General features: G+C 60.9%; 17 protein-coding genes and 1 pseudogene. 13 read left to right on the top strand and 5 right to left on the bottom strand.

Annotated features, from left to right (window positions below):
- Positions 1 to 12: 12 nt before the first annotated feature.
- Positions 13 to 633, top strand: coding sequence for a TetR/AcrR family transcriptional regulator (locus HX783_RS14350; RefSeq protein ID WP_177017290.1), 621 nt, complete (start codon positions 13 to 15; stop codon positions 631 to 633).
- A 176-nt stretch (positions 634 to 809) separates the two neighbouring features.
- Here the strand turns inward: HX783_RS14350 and HX783_RS14345 are convergent, their stop codons facing one another.
- From HX783_RS14345 to HX783_RS14335, 3 genes are all read right to left on the bottom strand, one after another.
- Positions 810 to 1,781, bottom strand: coding sequence for a phasin family protein (locus tag HX783_RS14345; RefSeq protein WP_177017289.1), 972 nt, complete (start codon positions 1,779 to 1,781; stop codon positions 810 to 812).
- A 12-nt stretch (positions 1,782 to 1,793) separates the two neighbouring features.
- On the bottom strand, positions 1,794 to 2,216 hold the full coding sequence (locus HX783_RS14340) for a phasin family protein (RefSeq protein WP_177017288.1): 423 nt from the start codon (positions 2,214 to 2,216) through the stop codon (positions 1,794 to 1,796).
- 105 nt (positions 2,217 to 2,321) lie between these two features.
- Entirely contained in the window at positions 2,322 to 2,597 is a 276-nt protein-coding gene (locus HX783_RS14335) for a polyhydroxyalkanoic acid system family protein (RefSeq protein WP_159953770.1), read from the bottom strand.
- Between the two features lie 145 nt (positions 2,598 to 2,742).
- On the opposite strand from HX783_RS14335, the gene ubiE reads away from it, so the two are divergent.
- The 12 genes and pseudogenes from ubiE to HX783_RS14280 all read left to right on the top strand — a co-directional run bounded on the left by ubiE (position 2,743) and on the right by HX783_RS14280 (position 12,863).
- Positions 2,743 to 3,513: a bifunctional demethylmenaquinone methyltransferase/2-methoxy-6-polyprenyl-1,4-benzoquinol methylase UbiE gene (ubiE, locus tag HX783_RS14330; protein ID WP_003171186.1), complete on the top strand. Its 771-nt coding sequence runs from the start codon at positions 2,743 to 2,745 to the stop codon at positions 3,511 to 3,513.
- Complete coding sequence (locus HX783_RS14325; RefSeq protein ID WP_177017287.1) at positions 3,513 to 4,136, top strand: SCP2 domain-containing protein; 624 nt, start codon at positions 3,513 to 3,515, stop codon at positions 4,134 to 4,136. Before ubiE ends, HX783_RS14325 begins: the two co-directional genes overlap by 1 nt.
- Positions 4,133 to 5,737, top strand: coding sequence for a ubiquinone biosynthesis regulatory protein kinase UbiB (gene ubiB, locus HX783_RS14320; RefSeq protein ID WP_159953768.1), 1,605 nt, complete (start codon positions 4,133 to 4,135; stop codon positions 5,735 to 5,737). Before HX783_RS14325 ends, ubiB begins: the two co-directional genes overlap by 4 nt.
- A 41-nt stretch (positions 5,738 to 5,778) precedes the next feature.
- Entirely contained in the window at positions 5,779 to 6,171 is a 393-nt protein-coding gene (gene hisI, locus HX783_RS14315; protein WP_058423690.1) for a phosphoribosyl-AMP cyclohydrolase, read from the top strand.
- Between the two features lie 2 nt (positions 6,172 to 6,173).
- The gene (locus HX783_RS14310) at positions 6,174 to 6,506 is read left to right on the top strand and encodes a phosphoribosyl-ATP diphosphatase (RefSeq protein ID WP_003209299.1); all 333 of its coding nucleotides are present in this window, start codon (positions 6,174 to 6,176) and stop codon (positions 6,504 to 6,506) included.
- Between the two features lie 25 nt (positions 6,507 to 6,531).
- Positions 6,532 to 6,822, top strand: a complete 291-nt coding sequence (locus tag HX783_RS14305) for a twin-arginine translocase TatA/TatE family subunit (protein WP_177017286.1) — start codon at positions 6,532 to 6,534, stop codon at positions 6,820 to 6,822.
- 10 nt (positions 6,823 to 6,832) lie between these two features.
- Complete coding sequence (tatB, locus tag HX783_RS14300) at positions 6,833 to 7,279, top strand: Sec-independent protein translocase protein TatB (protein WP_177017285.1); 447 nt, start codon at positions 6,833 to 6,835, stop codon at positions 7,277 to 7,279.
- A complete protein-coding gene (gene tatC / locus HX783_RS14295) occupies positions 7,276 to 8,067 on the top strand; it encodes a twin-arginine translocase subunit TatC (protein WP_177017284.1) in 792 nt (263 codons plus the stop codon). Before tatB ends, tatC begins: the two co-directional genes overlap by 4 nt.
- Complete coding sequence (locus HX783_RS14290; RefSeq protein ID WP_177017283.1) at positions 8,064 to 8,771, top strand: 16S rRNA (uracil(1498)-N(3))-methyltransferase; 708 nt, start codon at positions 8,064 to 8,066, stop codon at positions 8,769 to 8,771. The genes tatC and HX783_RS14290 overlap by 4 nt, the downstream gene beginning before the upstream one ends.
- 135 nt (positions 8,772 to 8,906) lie before the next feature.
- A pseudogene (locus tag HX783_RS30295) lies at positions 8,907 to 9,965 on the top strand (methyl-accepting chemotaxis protein); the annotation flags it as partial.
- Positions 9,951 to 10,823, top strand: coding sequence for a methyl-accepting chemotaxis protein (locus tag HX783_RS30290; RefSeq protein WP_371317685.1), 873 nt, complete (start codon positions 9,951 to 9,953; stop codon positions 10,821 to 10,823). The pseudogene HX783_RS30295 and the gene HX783_RS30290, both read left to right, overlap by 15 nt.
- Positions 10,824 to 10,958: 135 nt before the next feature.
- Positions 10,959 to 12,863 (top strand): methyl-accepting chemotaxis protein, encoded by a 1,905-nt coding sequence (locus HX783_RS14280; protein ID WP_177017281.1) that lies wholly within the window; start codon positions 10,959 to 10,961, stop codon positions 12,861 to 12,863.
- Between the two features lie 3 nt (positions 12,864 to 12,866).
- On the opposite strand, the gene HX783_RS14275 is transcribed toward HX783_RS14280, so the two are convergent.
- Positions 12,867 to 13,601 carry an amino acid ABC transporter ATP-binding protein gene (locus tag HX783_RS14275; protein ID WP_057724449.1) on the bottom strand — a complete coding sequence of 245 codons (735 nt, stop codon included), beginning with the start codon at positions 13,599 to 13,601 and terminating at the stop codon, positions 12,867 to 12,869.
- Entirely contained in the window at positions 13,594 to 14,553 is a 960-nt protein-coding gene (locus HX783_RS14270; RefSeq protein ID WP_177017280.1) for an amino acid ABC transporter permease, read from the bottom strand. Before HX783_RS14270 ends, HX783_RS14275 begins: the two co-directional genes overlap by 8 nt.
- Positions 14,554 to 14,615 lie beyond the last annotated feature (62 nt).

Here is a 14,615-nt window from a genome sequence, read left to right as displayed (position 1 = left end):
TAAGAAGACTGGATGAAGACCCGCGACCGTATCCTTGAATGTGCCCTGCAGTTGTTCAACCACAAAGGCGAACCGAACGTGTCGACCATGGAGGTCGCCAATGAAATGGGGATCAGCCCCGGCAACCTCTACTACCACTTTCATGGCAAGGAACCGCTGGTGCTCGGGTTGTTCGAGCGCTTTCAAAATGAACTGGCGCCGCTGCTCGATCCGCCTGCGGATGCGCAGCTGAGAGCTGAAGATTACTGGCTGTTCCTGCACTTGATCGTCGAGCGCATGGCCCATTACCGGTTTCTGTTTCAGGACTTGTCGAACCTGGCCGGGCGTTTGCCGAAGCTGGCCAAGGGTATTCGCAACTTGCTGACGGCGCTCAAGCGCACGCTGGCTTCATTGCTGGCGCGGTTGAAGGCGGCGGGGCAACTGGTCAGTGATACCCAGGCGCTGGGACAATTGGTGGAACAGATCACCATGACTTTGCTGTTTTCCCTGGATTACCAGCGGATTCTGGACCGGGAGGGCGAGGTGCGCGTGGTGGTGTACCAGATCATGATGCTGGTGGCGCCGCACTTGCTGTTGCCGGCACGGCAGGCGACCGAGAAGTTTGCCCTGAAATATCTGGATGATCTGGATTGAAAATGTGGGAGCGGGCTTGCTCGCGAATGCGATGTATCAGTCAGCACATCTGATACTGACACACCGTATTCGCGAGCAAGCCCGCTCCCACATTTAGCTTTAGGGTGTTCTTGAGATCGAGCCAATAAAAAACGCCCGACCTTCACAGGCCGGGCGTTTTTTGTGCCCTGAAAAAATCAGGACTGACTGGTTGGCGTCGGGGTTGCCGGCGATGCAGTCGGGGTAGCAGCGGGCGTCGGTGCGGACACCGAGTTGGCTGTCGACGCGGTAGGCGCCGGGGTTGCAGGCTTGGCCGCAACAGCAGGCTTTGGCGCTGCTGGTTTTTTCGCTACAGCAGGCTTCTTGGCGGCGGCTGGTTTTGCCGCTGGCTTTGCAGCCACAGGTTTTGCAGCAGGTTTAGCCGCGGCGGGCTTGGCTGCAGGTTTCGCAGCGGCCGGCTTGGCAGCAGGTTTAGCGGCGGCAGTTTTAGCCGCAGGTTTCGCCGCTGTCTTGGCTACTGGTTTAGCCGCTGGTTTGGCAGCAGCTTTAGCGGCCACGGGTTTAGCAGCAGGCTTGGCGGCGGGTTTGGCTGCAGCGGTTTTAGCGGCAGGCTTGGCAGCCGGTTTAGCCGCTGCTTTGGCCGCAGGTTTGGCAGCCGGCTTGGCGGCAGCTTTAACAAGTGGCTTGGCCGCAGATTTTGCAGGAGGTTTGGCGGCAGCCGTTTTAGCGGCAGGCTTGGCAGCAGGCTTGGCCGCTGCGGTTTTAGCCGGTGCCACTTTAGCGCCAGTGAGTTTTTCGATTTGCTTGGTCAGGGTATCGACCTTGCTGTGCAGCGTCTTCAGTTCCGCTTTGCTGGGCACACCCAGTCGCGAAATGGCACTGTTAAGACGCTTGTCGAAAGTTTCTTCCAACTTGCCCCAGGTATCCGAAATGGTCGACTTGGCGGAACCTGCGCTGGCCTTTGCCGCTTCGACTTTTTTACCCACTGTGGTTTTGGTCAACTTCTCGGCCTTCTCGCCGTCTTTGACCAAAGTCTCGAAGTACTTACCGCCGTCACTGCTAACCTTCGAGTACACGCCTAAACCAGCAAGCCAGATCTTACGGGAATATTTTTCAACTTCCCCGATCCACGAGCTGCCTTCTTTCTGAGTAGTCTTTTTAACAGCCATCCCGATGTCTCCTTAGTGTTTACGCGCGACACGTTCTAGCAATGCCGTCAGCTCTTCGAGCTTAGCAGAGAGTGTCTCAACGTCATGTTTAGACGCAATGCCGATCCGATTCAAGGCACTTGCAACACGCGTGTCAAAAGCTTTTTCAACTTTATCCAGTTGAACTTCAACCAAACCTTTGACGCTTGAGACATTACTCTTTACTTGGTCAATCTGACTGTTGGCGGCATCAAGTTGTTCAACCACAACTTTTTTGCCTTTACTTTCAACATGTTGACCGGTCTTAACCAGCTCTTTGAAGTACTCGCCGCCCTCGCTGCCGACCTTGGCATAGGCACCAAGACCCGCCAGCCAGATCTTGCGGGCATAGCTTTTAACGTCACTCAGGGCGGTAGACTGAACGTCGATTTTTTTCTTGAAAATAACTTTGGCCATGGTGCACCTCACGCAGATTAGGGTCGAGGAACGGCCCACAGGAGTTGAGGGCTTGGGCACAAAGTAGGGTGAAAAATTAGAATCGGCACCCTAAGCGCATTCGGATCAGGCCAGTGCCTTATCCAGGGCTTTTTCGATTTCGGACTTGATCGTGCCACTCATGGCCGACATCAACAGGCCGAGTTCCACATCAATACGCAGCGAATCATCGGCGACTAACACAGTGCCTTTAACCCCCGAACGCTTGAGGTTGAGGGTATCGCCGGACCACGAAGGCTCCAGGCCATATTGCTCCTTGAGTTTGTTCGCCAACTTCTCGGCCTTCGCCCGCGCAGCTTCTTTACCCAGGGAATGTGCACGCTCAACGGTAATACGGGCCATTGCAATGACTCCTCTTTTTAACGACTCAGAACACCTGCCATGCGGCAAAAGGTCTCGGTGACCGCCTATCTTACCTTCAGCCTTGCCAAGACAAAGTAGGCCTTGGGGATTATCATGTCCCGCATTCTCTTTTGGTGACAGCGATATGACTGATCAGCGCAAAGGCAGCGATGCCGAACCCACCACTCACTTCGGCTTCAAGAACGTTCCGGAAAGCCAGAAAGCGGAAAAAGTCGCTGAGGTGTTCCACTCCGTAGCCGCCAAGTACGACCTGATGAACGACGTGCTGTCAGGCGGCATGCACCGCCTGTGGAAGCGCTTCACTATCGAGCTGTCGGGCGTACGCACCGGCAACCGCGTGCTGGACATCGCCGGCGGCACGGGCGACCTTGCGGCCAAATTCTCCAAGCTCGTCGGCCCTACCGGCCAGGTCGTGCTGGCCGACATCAACGGCTCGATGCTCAAGGTCGGCCGTGACCGCCTGCTGGATAAAGGCGTGGCCGGCAATATCGAATTCGTCCAGGCCGACGCGGAAAAGCTGCCGTTCCCGGACAACCATTTCGACTGCGTGACCATCGCCTTCGGCCTGCGCAACGTCACCCATAAAGAAGACGCGATCCGCTCGATGCTGCGTGTGCTCAAGCCGGGTGGCCGCCTGCTGGTGCTGGAGTTCTCCAAGCCGACCAACGCGCTGATGTCCAAGGTCTACGACACTTACTCGTTCGCCTTCATGCCGTTGATGGGCAAGCTGATCACCAATGACGCCGAGAGCTACCGCTACCTGGCCGAATCGATCCGCATGCACCCCGACCAGGAAACCCTGAAGTCGATGATGGTAGAAGCCGGTTTCGACCGCGTGACCTACCACAACATGACCTCGGGTATCGTCGCCCTGCACCGCGGCATCAAGCCCTGATGCTGTTCCAGGGCCTTCTCGCCAGCGTCGAACACGGCCTCAACCGTGTACTGCGCCTGGACAGCACCGCCCTGGCGCGGCTCGCGCACTTGAACGGCAAGGTCATTGCCGTCGATTGCACCAGCCCCGCCTTGCAGCTGTTTATCCTGCCCAGCGATGAAGGCCTGCTGCTCGCAAGCCAGTGGGTCGCCGAGGCCGACTGCACCCTGCGCGCGCCGGCGTCGAGCCTGTTGCACCTGGCACTGAGCCGCAACAAAACCGCGATCCTCCACGGCCCCGAAGTGAACCTGGAAGGCGACAGCGCGGTGCTGATGGACCTGGCCGCCGTGCTGCAAGACCTGGAACTGGACTGGGAATACGAGCTGTCACGCTGGATCGGCCCCGTGGCCACCCAGTTGATCAGCGGGCACCTGCGCAGCCGCTCGCGCTGGTATCAGCAGGGGTTTGCCAGCCTCAGCCAGAACCTCGCCGAATACCTGAGCGAAGAATCGCGCACCCTGGTCGGAGAACGCGAAGCGCAAGCGCGCTTTCGTGAACTCGACAAGGCCAAAATCGACCTGGAACGCCTCGAGGCACGCTTCGAGCGCCTGAGCCGTTCCCTTGATCCAAGCGATAACGCATGAAGCTGCTCGCCGTCCGCCGTTTGTTTCGTATCCAGCGCGTCGTAATTCGCTACCGCCTCGATGACCTGCTGTTCGCCCTGCCCTTGCCGTGGTTCCTGCTGGCGGTGCGCTACGTGCTGCCGTGGCGCTGGTTCCCGCGCAAACAGCTGGAGCTGAGCCGGGGCGCGCGCCTGCGCCTGGCGCTGCAGGACCTGGGGCCGATCTTTATCAAGTTCGGGCAGATCCTCTCCACCCGCCGCGACCTGTTGCCCGAAGACATCGCCGATGAGCTGATGCTGCTGCAGGACCGCGTGCCGCCGTTTGACTCCCAGCAGTCGATGAAGCTGATCGAAGAGCAGCTGGGCAAGAAGATCAGTGAAGTGTTCCGCCGTTTCGACGTCGACCCGCTGGCCTCGGCTTCGGTTGCGCAAGTGCATGCGGCGCAGCTCAAGACCGGCGAAGAAGTGGTGGTGAAGGTGATTCGCCCCGGCCTCAAGCCGATCATCGGCCAGGACCTGGCGTGGCTGTTCATCCTCGCCCGCGCCGCCGAGCGTTTCTCTGCCGACGCGCGCCTGCTGCACCCGGTGGACGTGGTCGCCGACTACGAAAAAACCATCTACGACGAACTCGACCTGCTGCGCGAAGCCGCCAACGCCAGCCAGCTCAAGCGCAACTTCGAAGGCTCGCAGCTGTTGTACGTGCCGCAAATCTATTGGGACTGGTGCCGCCCGAAAGTGCTGGTGATGGAGCGCATCTACGGCGTGCAGGTCACCGACCTCGCCACCCTGGCCGACCAGCGCACCGACATGAAGATGCTCGCCGAACGCGGCGTGGAGATCTTCTTCACCCAGGTGTTCCGCGACAGCTTCTTCCACGCCGACATGCACCCGGGCAACATCTTCGTCAGCACCGTCAACCCGTGGAGCCCGCAATACATCGCAATCGACTGCGGCATCGTCGGCAGCCTGACCCCGGAAGACCAGGATTACCTGGCGCGCAACTTGTTCGCCTTCTTCAAGCGCGATTACCGCCGCGTGGCGCAGTTGCACATCGATTCGGGCTGGGTGCCGGCGGAAACCAAGCTCAACGAATTCGAAGCGGCGATCCGCACCGTGTGCGAGCCGATCTTTGAAAAACCGTTAAAAGATATTTCATTCGGCCAGGTGCTGATGCGCCTGTTCCAGACCGCGCGGCGCTTCAATATGGAAGTGCAGCCGCAGTTGGTCCTGCTGCAAAAAACCCTGCTGAACATCGAAGGCCTCGGCCGTCAGTTGTACCCGGACCTCGACCTGTGGAACACCGCGCAGCCGTTCCTGGAGCGCTGGATGCGTGAGCGCGTCAGCCCGAAAACCTTGCTGGGCAACCTGCAAAGCCAAGTGGAGCAGCTGCCGCACCTGGCCAGCATGACCCGCGACCTGCTGGAGCGCATGTCCCAGCCCCACGCCAAAGACCCCGCGCCGCCGTGGCAGAAGCGCAAGGACGACTGGTTCCTGCGCCTGCTGGGCGCCGCACACCTGGTTGGCGGCGTGATGCTCGCCATCGGCGGGCCGCTGAACCAACTGGGCCACTGGCCGGCCGGCATCATGGTCGCCGTGGGTGTTTATCTGATCGTGCGTCGATAGCCGATCCGGTTATACACTGTCGCAAATTGCCGGAGCGGAACATGAAAGACTGGCTGGACGAGATCAAGTGGGACAGTGACGGCCTGGTGCCGGCCATTGCCCAGGACTACAAAACCGGGCGCGTGCTGATGATGGCCTGGATGAACCGCGAGGCCCTGAGCCTGACTGCCACTGAGCAGCGCGCCATTTACTGGTCACGTTCGCGTGGCAAACTGTGGCGCAAGGGCGAAGAGTCCGGGCACGTGCAAACCCTGCACGAGATGCGCATCGACTGCGACGCCGACGTGGTGATCCTGATGGTCGAGCAGATCGGCGACATCGCTTGCCACACCGGTCGCCACAGCTGCTTCTATCGCGTGTTCGAGAACGGCGAATGGAAGGTGGTCGAACCGGTGCTCAAAGACCCGCACGCCATTTACTCGGCAGGACACTGAACATGAGCGATACCCTCAACCGCGTGGCCCAGGTACTGGAAGACCGCAAAGGCGCGGACGCCGACAGCTCCTACGTCGCCAGCCTGTACCACAAGGGTTTGAACAAGATTCTGGAAAAACTCGGCGAAGAGTCCGTCGAGACCATCATTGCCGCCAAAGACGCCCAGATCAGCGGCGACTGCAGCGATGTGATCTACGAAACCGCTGACCTATGGTTCCACAGCCTGGTCATGCTCGCCCAACTGGGGCAGCATCCACAGGCCGTGCTGGATGAACTGGACCGTCGCTTCGGCTTGTCCGGGCACGCCGAAAAGGCCTCGCGCCCGTCCGCCTGAATAACTTTTACAGAGGAATTGCAGCATGGGCATTTTTGACTGGAAACACTGGATCGTCATTCTGGTAGTGGTGGTACTGGTGTTCGGCACCAAGAAACTCAAGAACCTGGGCACTGACGTCGGCGAGTCGATCAAGGGCTTTCGTAAAGCCATGAACGATGACGAAAAGCCGGCCGACCCGGTGGTCAACCCCGTCGTGAACCCAGTGCCTCCGGCCCAGCCTGTGCACCCCCAGGCGACCCAGCCGATCACTGAGCGTCGGACCTTCGACGTGCAGGCTGAAAAAGTCGAAGAGCCGACCCGCAAAGACTCGTGAGCACTGACTAATGTTTGGTATCAGCTTCTCTGAACTGCTCCTCGTCGGCCTCGTGGCCCTGCTGGTATTGGGGCCGGAACGCCTGCCCGGTGCCGCACGCACGGCCGGCCTATGGATCGGGCGCCTGAAACGCAGTTTCAACGCCATCAAACAGGAAGTTGAACGGGAAATCGGCGCTGACGAGATCCGTCGGCAACTGCACAACGAACATATCCTGTCGTTGGAGCAGGAAGCGCGCAAGATTCTGTCGCCGGTGAATGAGCCGAGCAAACCGGCCGAGCCCGTGGCCGAGCACAGCATCGCACCGCCTGCCGTGGCTCCAGCGCCTCCCGTGGTGGAACACACTCCGGCCCCGCCTGCTCACACCCCGGCAGAGCCCGCCCCGACCGCGCCAGCGCCGACGCCCGTTGCGTCGCCCGCTCCCCATGACCCTACATTGCCGCCGCGAGCCCCATGAGCGCTGATAAACCGGAAAACGACCAGCACATGCCGCTGGTCTCGCACCTCACCGAGCTGCGTGCCCGCCTGCTGCGTTGCGTAGCGGCCATCTTCATCATCTTTGCCGGGCTCTTCGCTTTCACCCAGCAGATCTACACCTTCGTCTCTACGCCACTGCGCCAGTACTTGCCGGCGGGCGCGACGATGATCGCCACCGACGTGTCGTCGCCGTTCCTGACGCCACTGAAGCTGACCATGATGGTTTCGCTGTTCCTGGCGATCCCGGTGATCCTGCATCAGATCTGGGGCTTTATCGCGCCCGGCCTGTACAAGCATGAAAAGCGCATCGCCGTGCCGTTGCTGGTGTCGAGCATCCTGCTGTTCTACACCGGCATGGCCTTCGCCTATTTCCTGGTGTTCCCGCTGATCTTCAAGTTCTTCGCCGCCGCCACCCCGGCCGGTGTGGAGATGATGACCGACATCACCAGTTACCTCGACTTCGTGATGACGCTGTTCTTCGCCTTTGGCGTGGCCTTCGAAATCCCGGTGGCCGTGGTGCTGCTGGTGTGGATCGGCGTGGTCGACGTCAAATACCTGAAGAAAGTACGTCCGTACGTGATCATCGGCTGCTTTGTGGTCGGCATGATCCTGACACCGCCGGACATTTTCTCGCAGACCCTGTTGGCCGTGCCGATGTGGATGTTGTTCGAGATCGGCATTCTGTTCGGCAGCCTGATCAGCAAGCGTGGCGATCACCCGGATGACCAACCCGTCGACGACGACCAGCCGCCAGCGACCCAGCCGTGAACCTGCTGCTGCTTGAAGAGGCCGACTTTATCGCGGCCGACCGCGTGATCCTGCGTGATCGGCGCCTGGTGCACATGCAGGAAGTCCACCGCGCAACGGTGGGCGACAACCTGCGCGTTGGCCGCATTGGCGGGCTGATGGGCAATGCACAAGTGCTGCGCCTGGAGGCCAGCGAAGCCGAGCTGCAAGTCAGCTTCGACCTGCCGCCGCCAGCCAAACTGCCGCTGACATTGCTGCTGGCCCTGCCGCGCCCGAAGATGCTGCGCCGAGTGCTGCAAACCGTGGCGTCGATGGGCGTGCCGAAGGTGGTTTTGGTCAACAGCTATCGGGTGGAAAAGAGCTTCTGGCAAACCCCGTTTCTGGAGCCTGAGGCGATCCGCGAGCAGCTTATCCTCGGCCTCGAACAGGCCCGCGATACGGTGCTGCCCGAGATCATCATCGAAAAACGTTTTAAGCCGTTCGTTGAAGATCGCCTGCCAGCCATGACCGCAGGCACCCTCGGCCTGATCGGCCACCCTGGCGATTACCCGGCCTGCCCGCGCGGGCTGGATGAGCCTGTAACCCTGGCCATCGGCCCGGAAGGTGGCTGGATTCCCTACGAAGTAGACCTGCTGACCAAGGCCGGCTTGCAACCCGTACAGCTCGGCGCACGCATCCTGCGGGTAGAAACCGCCGTGACCGCCCTGCTCGCCCGCCTTTTCTAATCCCACAACACACCAACCCACAACACAGAACCCACACAAGCCCGCTCCACAGTGAATCCGTGTCGCTACAGAAACTTCCTACGCGGCCGATAGCCTCTGAATAAGTCCAAGCCTTGTTCAAAGGGAGTTCGCAGCATGTATCGTTGGTTAGCCGAAAAACTGGGGAATGTGAGCGTCAACCGCAAGCTGAGCATTGGCTTTGGCTTGGTGTTGATCCTGACGCTGTTGATCACGTTCACCGGTTGGACCGGCTTGGGCGATGTGATCAGTCGCGGTGACAAGCTGGGCTTTATCTCCAGCCTCAATGGCCTGACCAAAGACCTGCGCCTGGCGCGCCTGGACTTCGAAATGCGGCGCGGCGAACAAGGCACGGATGCGGTCAACGGCCTGCTCACCAAACTGGACAGTGGCCTGAAAACCGCCGAGACCCTGATCGAGCAACCCGACGACAACGCCCTGGTCGAGCAACAGCTCGAGGCTTTAGGCCAATACAAGAAGGCCTTTGCCGCCATGGTCCAGGCCGGCCTCAAGCGTGAAGGCGCACGCAGTAAGCTCGGCGACACCGCCGACAACGCCGTCGCCAAAACCAACGATGTCGAAAAAGCCCTGCTGCAAGGTGACAGCGTCACCCAGTTCAACAGCGTGGTCGACCTGAGCAAGCTGATCCAGCAATCGCGCTTCCAGGTGCGCGGCTACACCTACAGCGGCAAGACCGAAGCCGAGCAACCTGCGCTGGATGCCATCGACAATGCCCTGAAGAAAATCACCGAACTCCAAGGCCAACTGCCTGAGCAGTACCAGGCCAACCTGCAAGAAGCCGGCGTGTCGCTGCAAGCCTACCGCGCCGCCGTCAGCCAGTACCGCGACTCCCAGGTTGCCAGCGCTGCGGCCCTGAAAATCATGACCGAGCAAGGCGACATCCTGCTCGGCCACAGCGAAAAACTCACCACCTCGCAGACCGCCGTGCGCGATGCCGATGCGGCGCAAGCCAAGCAGCTTTTGTTGCTGGCCACCGTGCTGGCGCTGATCTTCGGTATGGTCGCCGCCTGGGCCATCACCCGGCAGATCGTCATCCCGTTGAACCAGACCCTCAACGTTGCTGAGCGCGTGGCTTCCGGCGACCTGAGCCACAACCTCAACTCCGCACGCCAGGACGAGTTGGGCCAATTGCAGCGCGCCATGCAAAGCATGACCGTCGGCCTGCGCGAACTGATCGGCGGGATCAGCGATGGCGTCACGCAGATCGCCAGCGCTGCCGAACAACTGTCGGCCGTGACCGAGCAGACCAGCGCCGGGGTCAATAGCCAGAAGGTCGAGACCGACCAGGTGGCCACCGCCATGAATGAAATGGCCGCCACCGTGCAGGAAGTGGCGCGTAATGCCGAAGAAGCCTCCGAAGCCGCCGTGGCCGCTGACCAGCAGGCCCGCGAAGGCGACAAGGTGGTCAGTGAAGCGATCGCCCAGATCGAGCGCCTGGCCACCGAAGTCGGCAACTCAACCGAAGCCATGGGCCATCTCAAGCGCGAAAGCGACAAGATCGGCAGCGTGCTCGACGTGATCAAGTCGGTGGCCCAGCAAACCAACCTGCTGGCCCTTAACGCCGCGATTGAGGCTGCGCGTGCCGGTGAAGCCGGGCGTGGCTTTGCGGTGGTGGCCGACGAGGTGCGCAGCCTGGCCCAGCGCACGCAGAAGTCCACCGAAGAGATCGAAGAGCTGATCGTCGGCCTGCAAAGCGGCACCCAGCAGGTGGCGACCATCATGGACAACAGCCGTGGCCTCACCGACAGCAGTGTCGAGCTGACCCGCCGTGCCGGCAGCGCGCTGGGCAATATCACGCGCACCGTCTCGACCATCCAGGCAATGAATTCGCAGATCGCCACCGCCGCCGAGCAGCAAAGTGCGGTGGCCGAAGAGATCAACCGCAGCGTGTTGAATGTGCGCGATGTGTCTGAACAGACGTCCTCGGCCAGTGAAGAAACCGCCGCCTCCAGCGCCGAACTGGCGCGTTTGGGGATCTACCTGCAGACGCTGGTCGGGCGTTTCCGTATTTGATCCATCCTACGCGGCGGCCAGACCAGGCCGCCGCAACTTGTGAAACGTCCTACGCAGTTATCAGCCCGCCATAACCCCAAATCGATTTAGCGTTTGAGCTGTTGCCAAGCGCGCTCCCTGATTTGGAGGTTCACCATGTTTCGGCTGACCCGCTTGCTGGTCAACGCCAGCGTCCGCGTAAAACTTGCACTGGGTTTCGGCCAAGTGCTGATCTTGAGTGTCCTGATCGCCGCGACGGGCTGGCAAGCCTTGAACGCCGTGCTTTATCGCTCCAACAGCCTGACGACCTTGGCTCAACTGGCGCTGGACGCCGAGACCATGCGTGCGGACCGGATCGTGTACCGCACCCTGACGGACGCCGCCAGCCTGACCAAAATGACCACGCAGATTGAAAAGATCGACCAGCACCTGGCCGACCTTTCAACGCGTCTGAAAGACCCGGCAGACCTGCAGCGTCTGCAGGAAGCGATACGCCTGGTGGCCAGTTTCAAGGCGGCCATGGCAGCCTTGCCGCCCTTGGTCGAGCAACGCGAGAGCACCCGCCTCGCGCTCAAGAAGTCCGCCCTGCAGGCCAGCGACACCCTGGCGCAATTCGCCAGCGACTTGCCCAACCAAGAGGATGAAAAAGCCCTCGATGCCATCGAAAACCTGCGCCAGGCCATGGAACAGGCGGAGGATCGCGCCCAGAGCCCCGCCTGGGCCGCCGAGTCGCTGCAGGCCTACACCGAGGCACTCAGCCAGACCCTCGGCGCCCTGGACACGGCACAGACCGCGGTGACCGCGCAACCGGTGGACGCGGCACTGCTCAAGACTGACCTGGCCAACTATCGCGAACAGTTGATCAAACTCAAGCAAGCTCAGCTCAATATCGAAACCGTGCAAAACCGATTTGAACAACAACTCGATGAGTTGCGCGAGCACAGCCATCGGCTGAGCGAAGGCCAGACCGCCAAGCGTGACAGCGAAGCCGAGCAGACCCACAGGCTGCTCATCTGCGTCACCTTGGTGGCCTTGTTACTCGGTGTTCTGGCCGCGTGGTGGATCACTCGGCAAATAGTCGGCCCGCTGCGAACACTGCTCACGGCCGCGCACCGTGTCGCTGACGGCGACTTGAGCCAGAACACTGCGCAGGACCGCCACGATGAACTGGGCCAGTTGCAGCAAAGCATCGGGCAAATGACCCGCAGCTTGCGCAGCCTGATCAGCGGCATCGGTGACAGCGCGCGGCAGATCGCCAGTGCCGCCACTCAGTTGTCGACCGTCACCGAGCAAACCCGCGCCGGGGTTAACGGCCAGCGCGACGAAACCGATCAAGTGGCCACGGCGATGAATGAAATGCTCGCCACCGCCCAGGAGGTTGCCCGACATGCCGAACAAGCCTCGGTTGCCGCCAATGAAGCCGACCAGCAAGCCAGCGCCGGCGACAAGGTCGTGGCGCAGGCCGTCGAACAGATCGGCCACCTGGCCCATGAGATGGCGCGCTCCAGCCAGGCGATGATTGCCTTGCAGCGCGAAAGCCAAAAAATCAGCGGCGTGCTGGACGTGATCAAGTCAGTGTCCCAGCAGACCAACCTGCTCGCCCTGAACGCCGCCATTGAGGCGGCGCGGGCCGGTACGGCGGGCCGGGGTTTTGCGGTAGTGGCCGACGAAGTGCGCAGCCTTGCCCAGCGCACGCAGGAGTCGGCCGAGGAAATCGAAGGGCTGATTTTGGGGCTGCACACCGGCACCCAGCAGGTGGCCGACATCATGGACGGCAGCCGCGCGTTGACCGACCACAGCGTCGAACTGACCCACGATGCGGGGGATGCACTGGCGGCAATTATCCGCACCGTGTCGATCATCCAGGAAATGAACCCACAGATTGCTGCCGCTGCCGAGGAACAAAGCGCGGTGGCCGAGGAAATCAATCGCAGCGTGTTGAAGGTGCGGGATGTGTCGGAACAAACCGCGGCCGCCAGTGAAGAAACAGCGGCCGCGAGTGCTCAGTTGACGAAGTTGAGCCTGGATTTGCAGAACCTGGTCGGTAGATTCAAGCTCTGAGGCTTACAGGACTTGGCGCAGAAAGGCCTGGGCGCGCGGGTCTTTAGGGGCGTCGAAGAATTCGGCCGGGGCCGCGTCTTCGAGCAGTTTGCCGTGATCGAAGAACAGCACCCGGTCCGCCACTTCGCGGGCAAAACCCATTTCGTGGGTGACACAGACCATGGTCATGCCTTCCAGGGCCAAGGTCTTCATCACGTCCAGCACTTCGCCGACCATTTCCGGGTCCAGCGCCGAGGTGGGCTCGTCAAACAGCATCACCTTGGGTTCCATCGCCAACGCGCGGGCGATCGCCACACGCTGTTGCTGGCCGCCGGACAAGCGCGAGGGGAACTCATTGGCCTTCTGGGCAATGCCGACTTTTTCCAGCAACGCCAGGGCCTTGGCTTCGCGCTCCTGCTTGCCGCGCTTGCGCACGACTTTTTGCGCCAGGCACAGGTTTTCCAACACGGTCATGTGCGGGAACAGGTTGAAGTGCTGGAACACCATGCCGACTTCGCGACGATAGGCGTTCACGTCGGTTTTCGGGTCGGCCAGCTGCAAGCCATCGATGCTGACGGAGCCTGAATCGAACTCCTCCAAACCATTCAGGCAACGCAGGAAGGTGGATTTTCCGGAACCCGACGGGCCGATCACCACCAGCACTTCGCCCTTGGCGACTTGAGTGGTGACGTGGTCCACCGCGCGCACCACGTGGCCACGGGTGTCGAAGACTTTTACCAGATCGCGGACTTCAATCACTTTGCGCGAGCCTCCGCTCAAGCCGGCTGGCCATTTTTGACAGCGGCAGGTTGATCAGCAGGTACAGGCCTGCCACACAGAACAGGATTTCAAACGGCGAGAACGATGTGGTGATGACCTCACGGCCACTTTTGAGCAGTTCGGTAATCGCGATCACCGACACCAGGGACGTGTCCTTCACCAGGCTGATAAATTGCCCGGCCAGCGGCGGCAGTACGCGTTTGAACGCTTGCGGCAATACCACGTGGCGCATCGACTGGCTGGCACTCAAACCCAACGACCGCGCGGCTTCGTTCTGACCACGGGTGATGGACTGCACACCGGCACGGACGATTTCAGCTACATAGGCACCTGTAAACAGCGACAGCGCGGCGATCCCGGCGAATTCCCGTGACAGGTTGAGCACAGTGCCGATGAAGAAGTAGAAAATGAAGATCTGTACCAATAGCGGCGTTCCGCGCACCAGTTCGACGTAGATCGTCGACAGATCGCGCAACGTCGGGTTGCTGGACAGACGGCACAAGCCGGTTGCCAACCCGATCGCCAGGCCAAGAATGCCCGACACCACCGACAGCCAAAGCGTGGTCCACAAGCCCCACATCAGCGGCCCGAGTGCCCAGTGGCGGGTCACGCCGACCACATCGCCTTCGGCCACGTCATCGCCACGCGACACTTGCAGGCTGTTGTCGGCCACGGTCAGCGTCTGCTCGGCACCGGCGTCATTGCGCAGGGTGACTTCGGCGATGTCGCCTTTGCGCACCAGCTCAACGACGGTGGAGATATCGGCGGCGCGCTGGGACGTCTCGGCCTGGTAGGCGAAGTACTGCGGCACGCGGTTCCAGCGCCATTCGTAGGACATCAGCGAGGTGGCGTAGTACAACGCGCCAGCCAGGCCAACCAGCACGACTACGGTCAGCAGGTGCCAGGGCCATTGGGCTTTTTTCTGTTTCATTTCAAATTCCGCGATTTGTGTTGCTTGTCAGGCCGTCTTCGCGAGCAAGCCCGCTCCCACAC

This window comes from Pseudomonas sp. D2002 (genome assembly GCF_013385735.1).
Lineage (GTDB): Bacteria > Pseudomonadota > Gammaproteobacteria > Pseudomonadales > Pseudomonadaceae > Aquipseudomonas.
The sequence above is the reverse complement of the archived record's forward strand: the minus strand, read 5'-3'. Positions and strand labels throughout refer to the sequence as shown.

What these genes read in the sequence shown, in the direction of transcription:
- HX783_RS14350 (WP_177017290.1), top strand. Translation starts at nt 13, where the DNA reads ATGAAGACCCGCGACCGTATCCTTGAATGTGCCCTGCAGTTGTTCAAC.
- HX783_RS14345 (WP_177017289.1), bottom strand. Translation starts at nt 1,781, where the DNA reads ATGGCTGTTAAAAAGACTACTCAGAAAGAAGGCAGCTCGTGGATCGGG.
- HX783_RS14340 (WP_177017288.1), bottom strand. Translation starts at nt 2,216, where the DNA reads ATGGCCAAAGTTATTTTCAAGAAAAAAATCGACGTTCAGTCTACCGCC.
- HX783_RS14335 (WP_159953770.1), bottom strand. Translation starts at nt 2,597, where the DNA reads ATGGCCCGTATTACCGTTGAGCGTGCACATTCCCTGGGTAAAGAAGCT.
- ubiE (WP_003171186.1), top strand. Translation starts at nt 2,743, where the DNA reads ATGACTGATCAGCGCAAAGGCAGCGATGCCGAACCCACCACTCACTTC.
- HX783_RS14325 (WP_177017287.1), top strand. Translation starts at nt 3,513, where the DNA reads ATGCTGTTCCAGGGCCTTCTCGCCAGCGTCGAACACGGCCTCAACCGT.
- ubiB (WP_159953768.1), top strand. Translation starts at nt 4,133, where the DNA reads ATGAAGCTGCTCGCCGTCCGCCGTTTGTTTCGTATCCAGCGCGTCGTA.
- hisI (WP_058423690.1), top strand. Translation starts at nt 5,779, where the DNA reads ATGAAAGACTGGCTGGACGAGATCAAGTGGGACAGTGACGGCCTGGTG.
- HX783_RS14310 (WP_003209299.1), top strand. Translation starts at nt 6,174, where the DNA reads ATGAGCGATACCCTCAACCGCGTGGCCCAGGTACTGGAAGACCGCAAA.
- HX783_RS14305 (WP_177017286.1), top strand. Translation starts at nt 6,532, where the DNA reads ATGGGCATTTTTGACTGGAAACACTGGATCGTCATTCTGGTAGTGGTG.
- tatB (WP_177017285.1), top strand. Translation starts at nt 6,833, where the DNA reads ATGTTTGGTATCAGCTTCTCTGAACTGCTCCTCGTCGGCCTCGTGGCC.
- tatC (WP_177017284.1), top strand. Translation starts at nt 7,276, where the DNA reads ATGAGCGCTGATAAACCGGAAAACGACCAGCACATGCCGCTGGTCTCG.
- HX783_RS30290 (WP_371317685.1), top strand. Translation starts at nt 9,951, where the DNA reads ATGCAAAGCATGACCGTCGGCCTGCGCGAACTGATCGGCGGGATCAGC.
- HX783_RS14280 (WP_177017281.1), top strand. Translation starts at nt 10,959, where the DNA reads ATGTTTCGGCTGACCCGCTTGCTGGTCAACGCCAGCGTCCGCGTAAAA.
- HX783_RS14270 (WP_177017280.1), bottom strand. Translation starts at nt 14,553, where the DNA reads ATGAAACAGAAAAAAGCCCAATGGCCCTGGCACCTGCTGACCGTAGTC.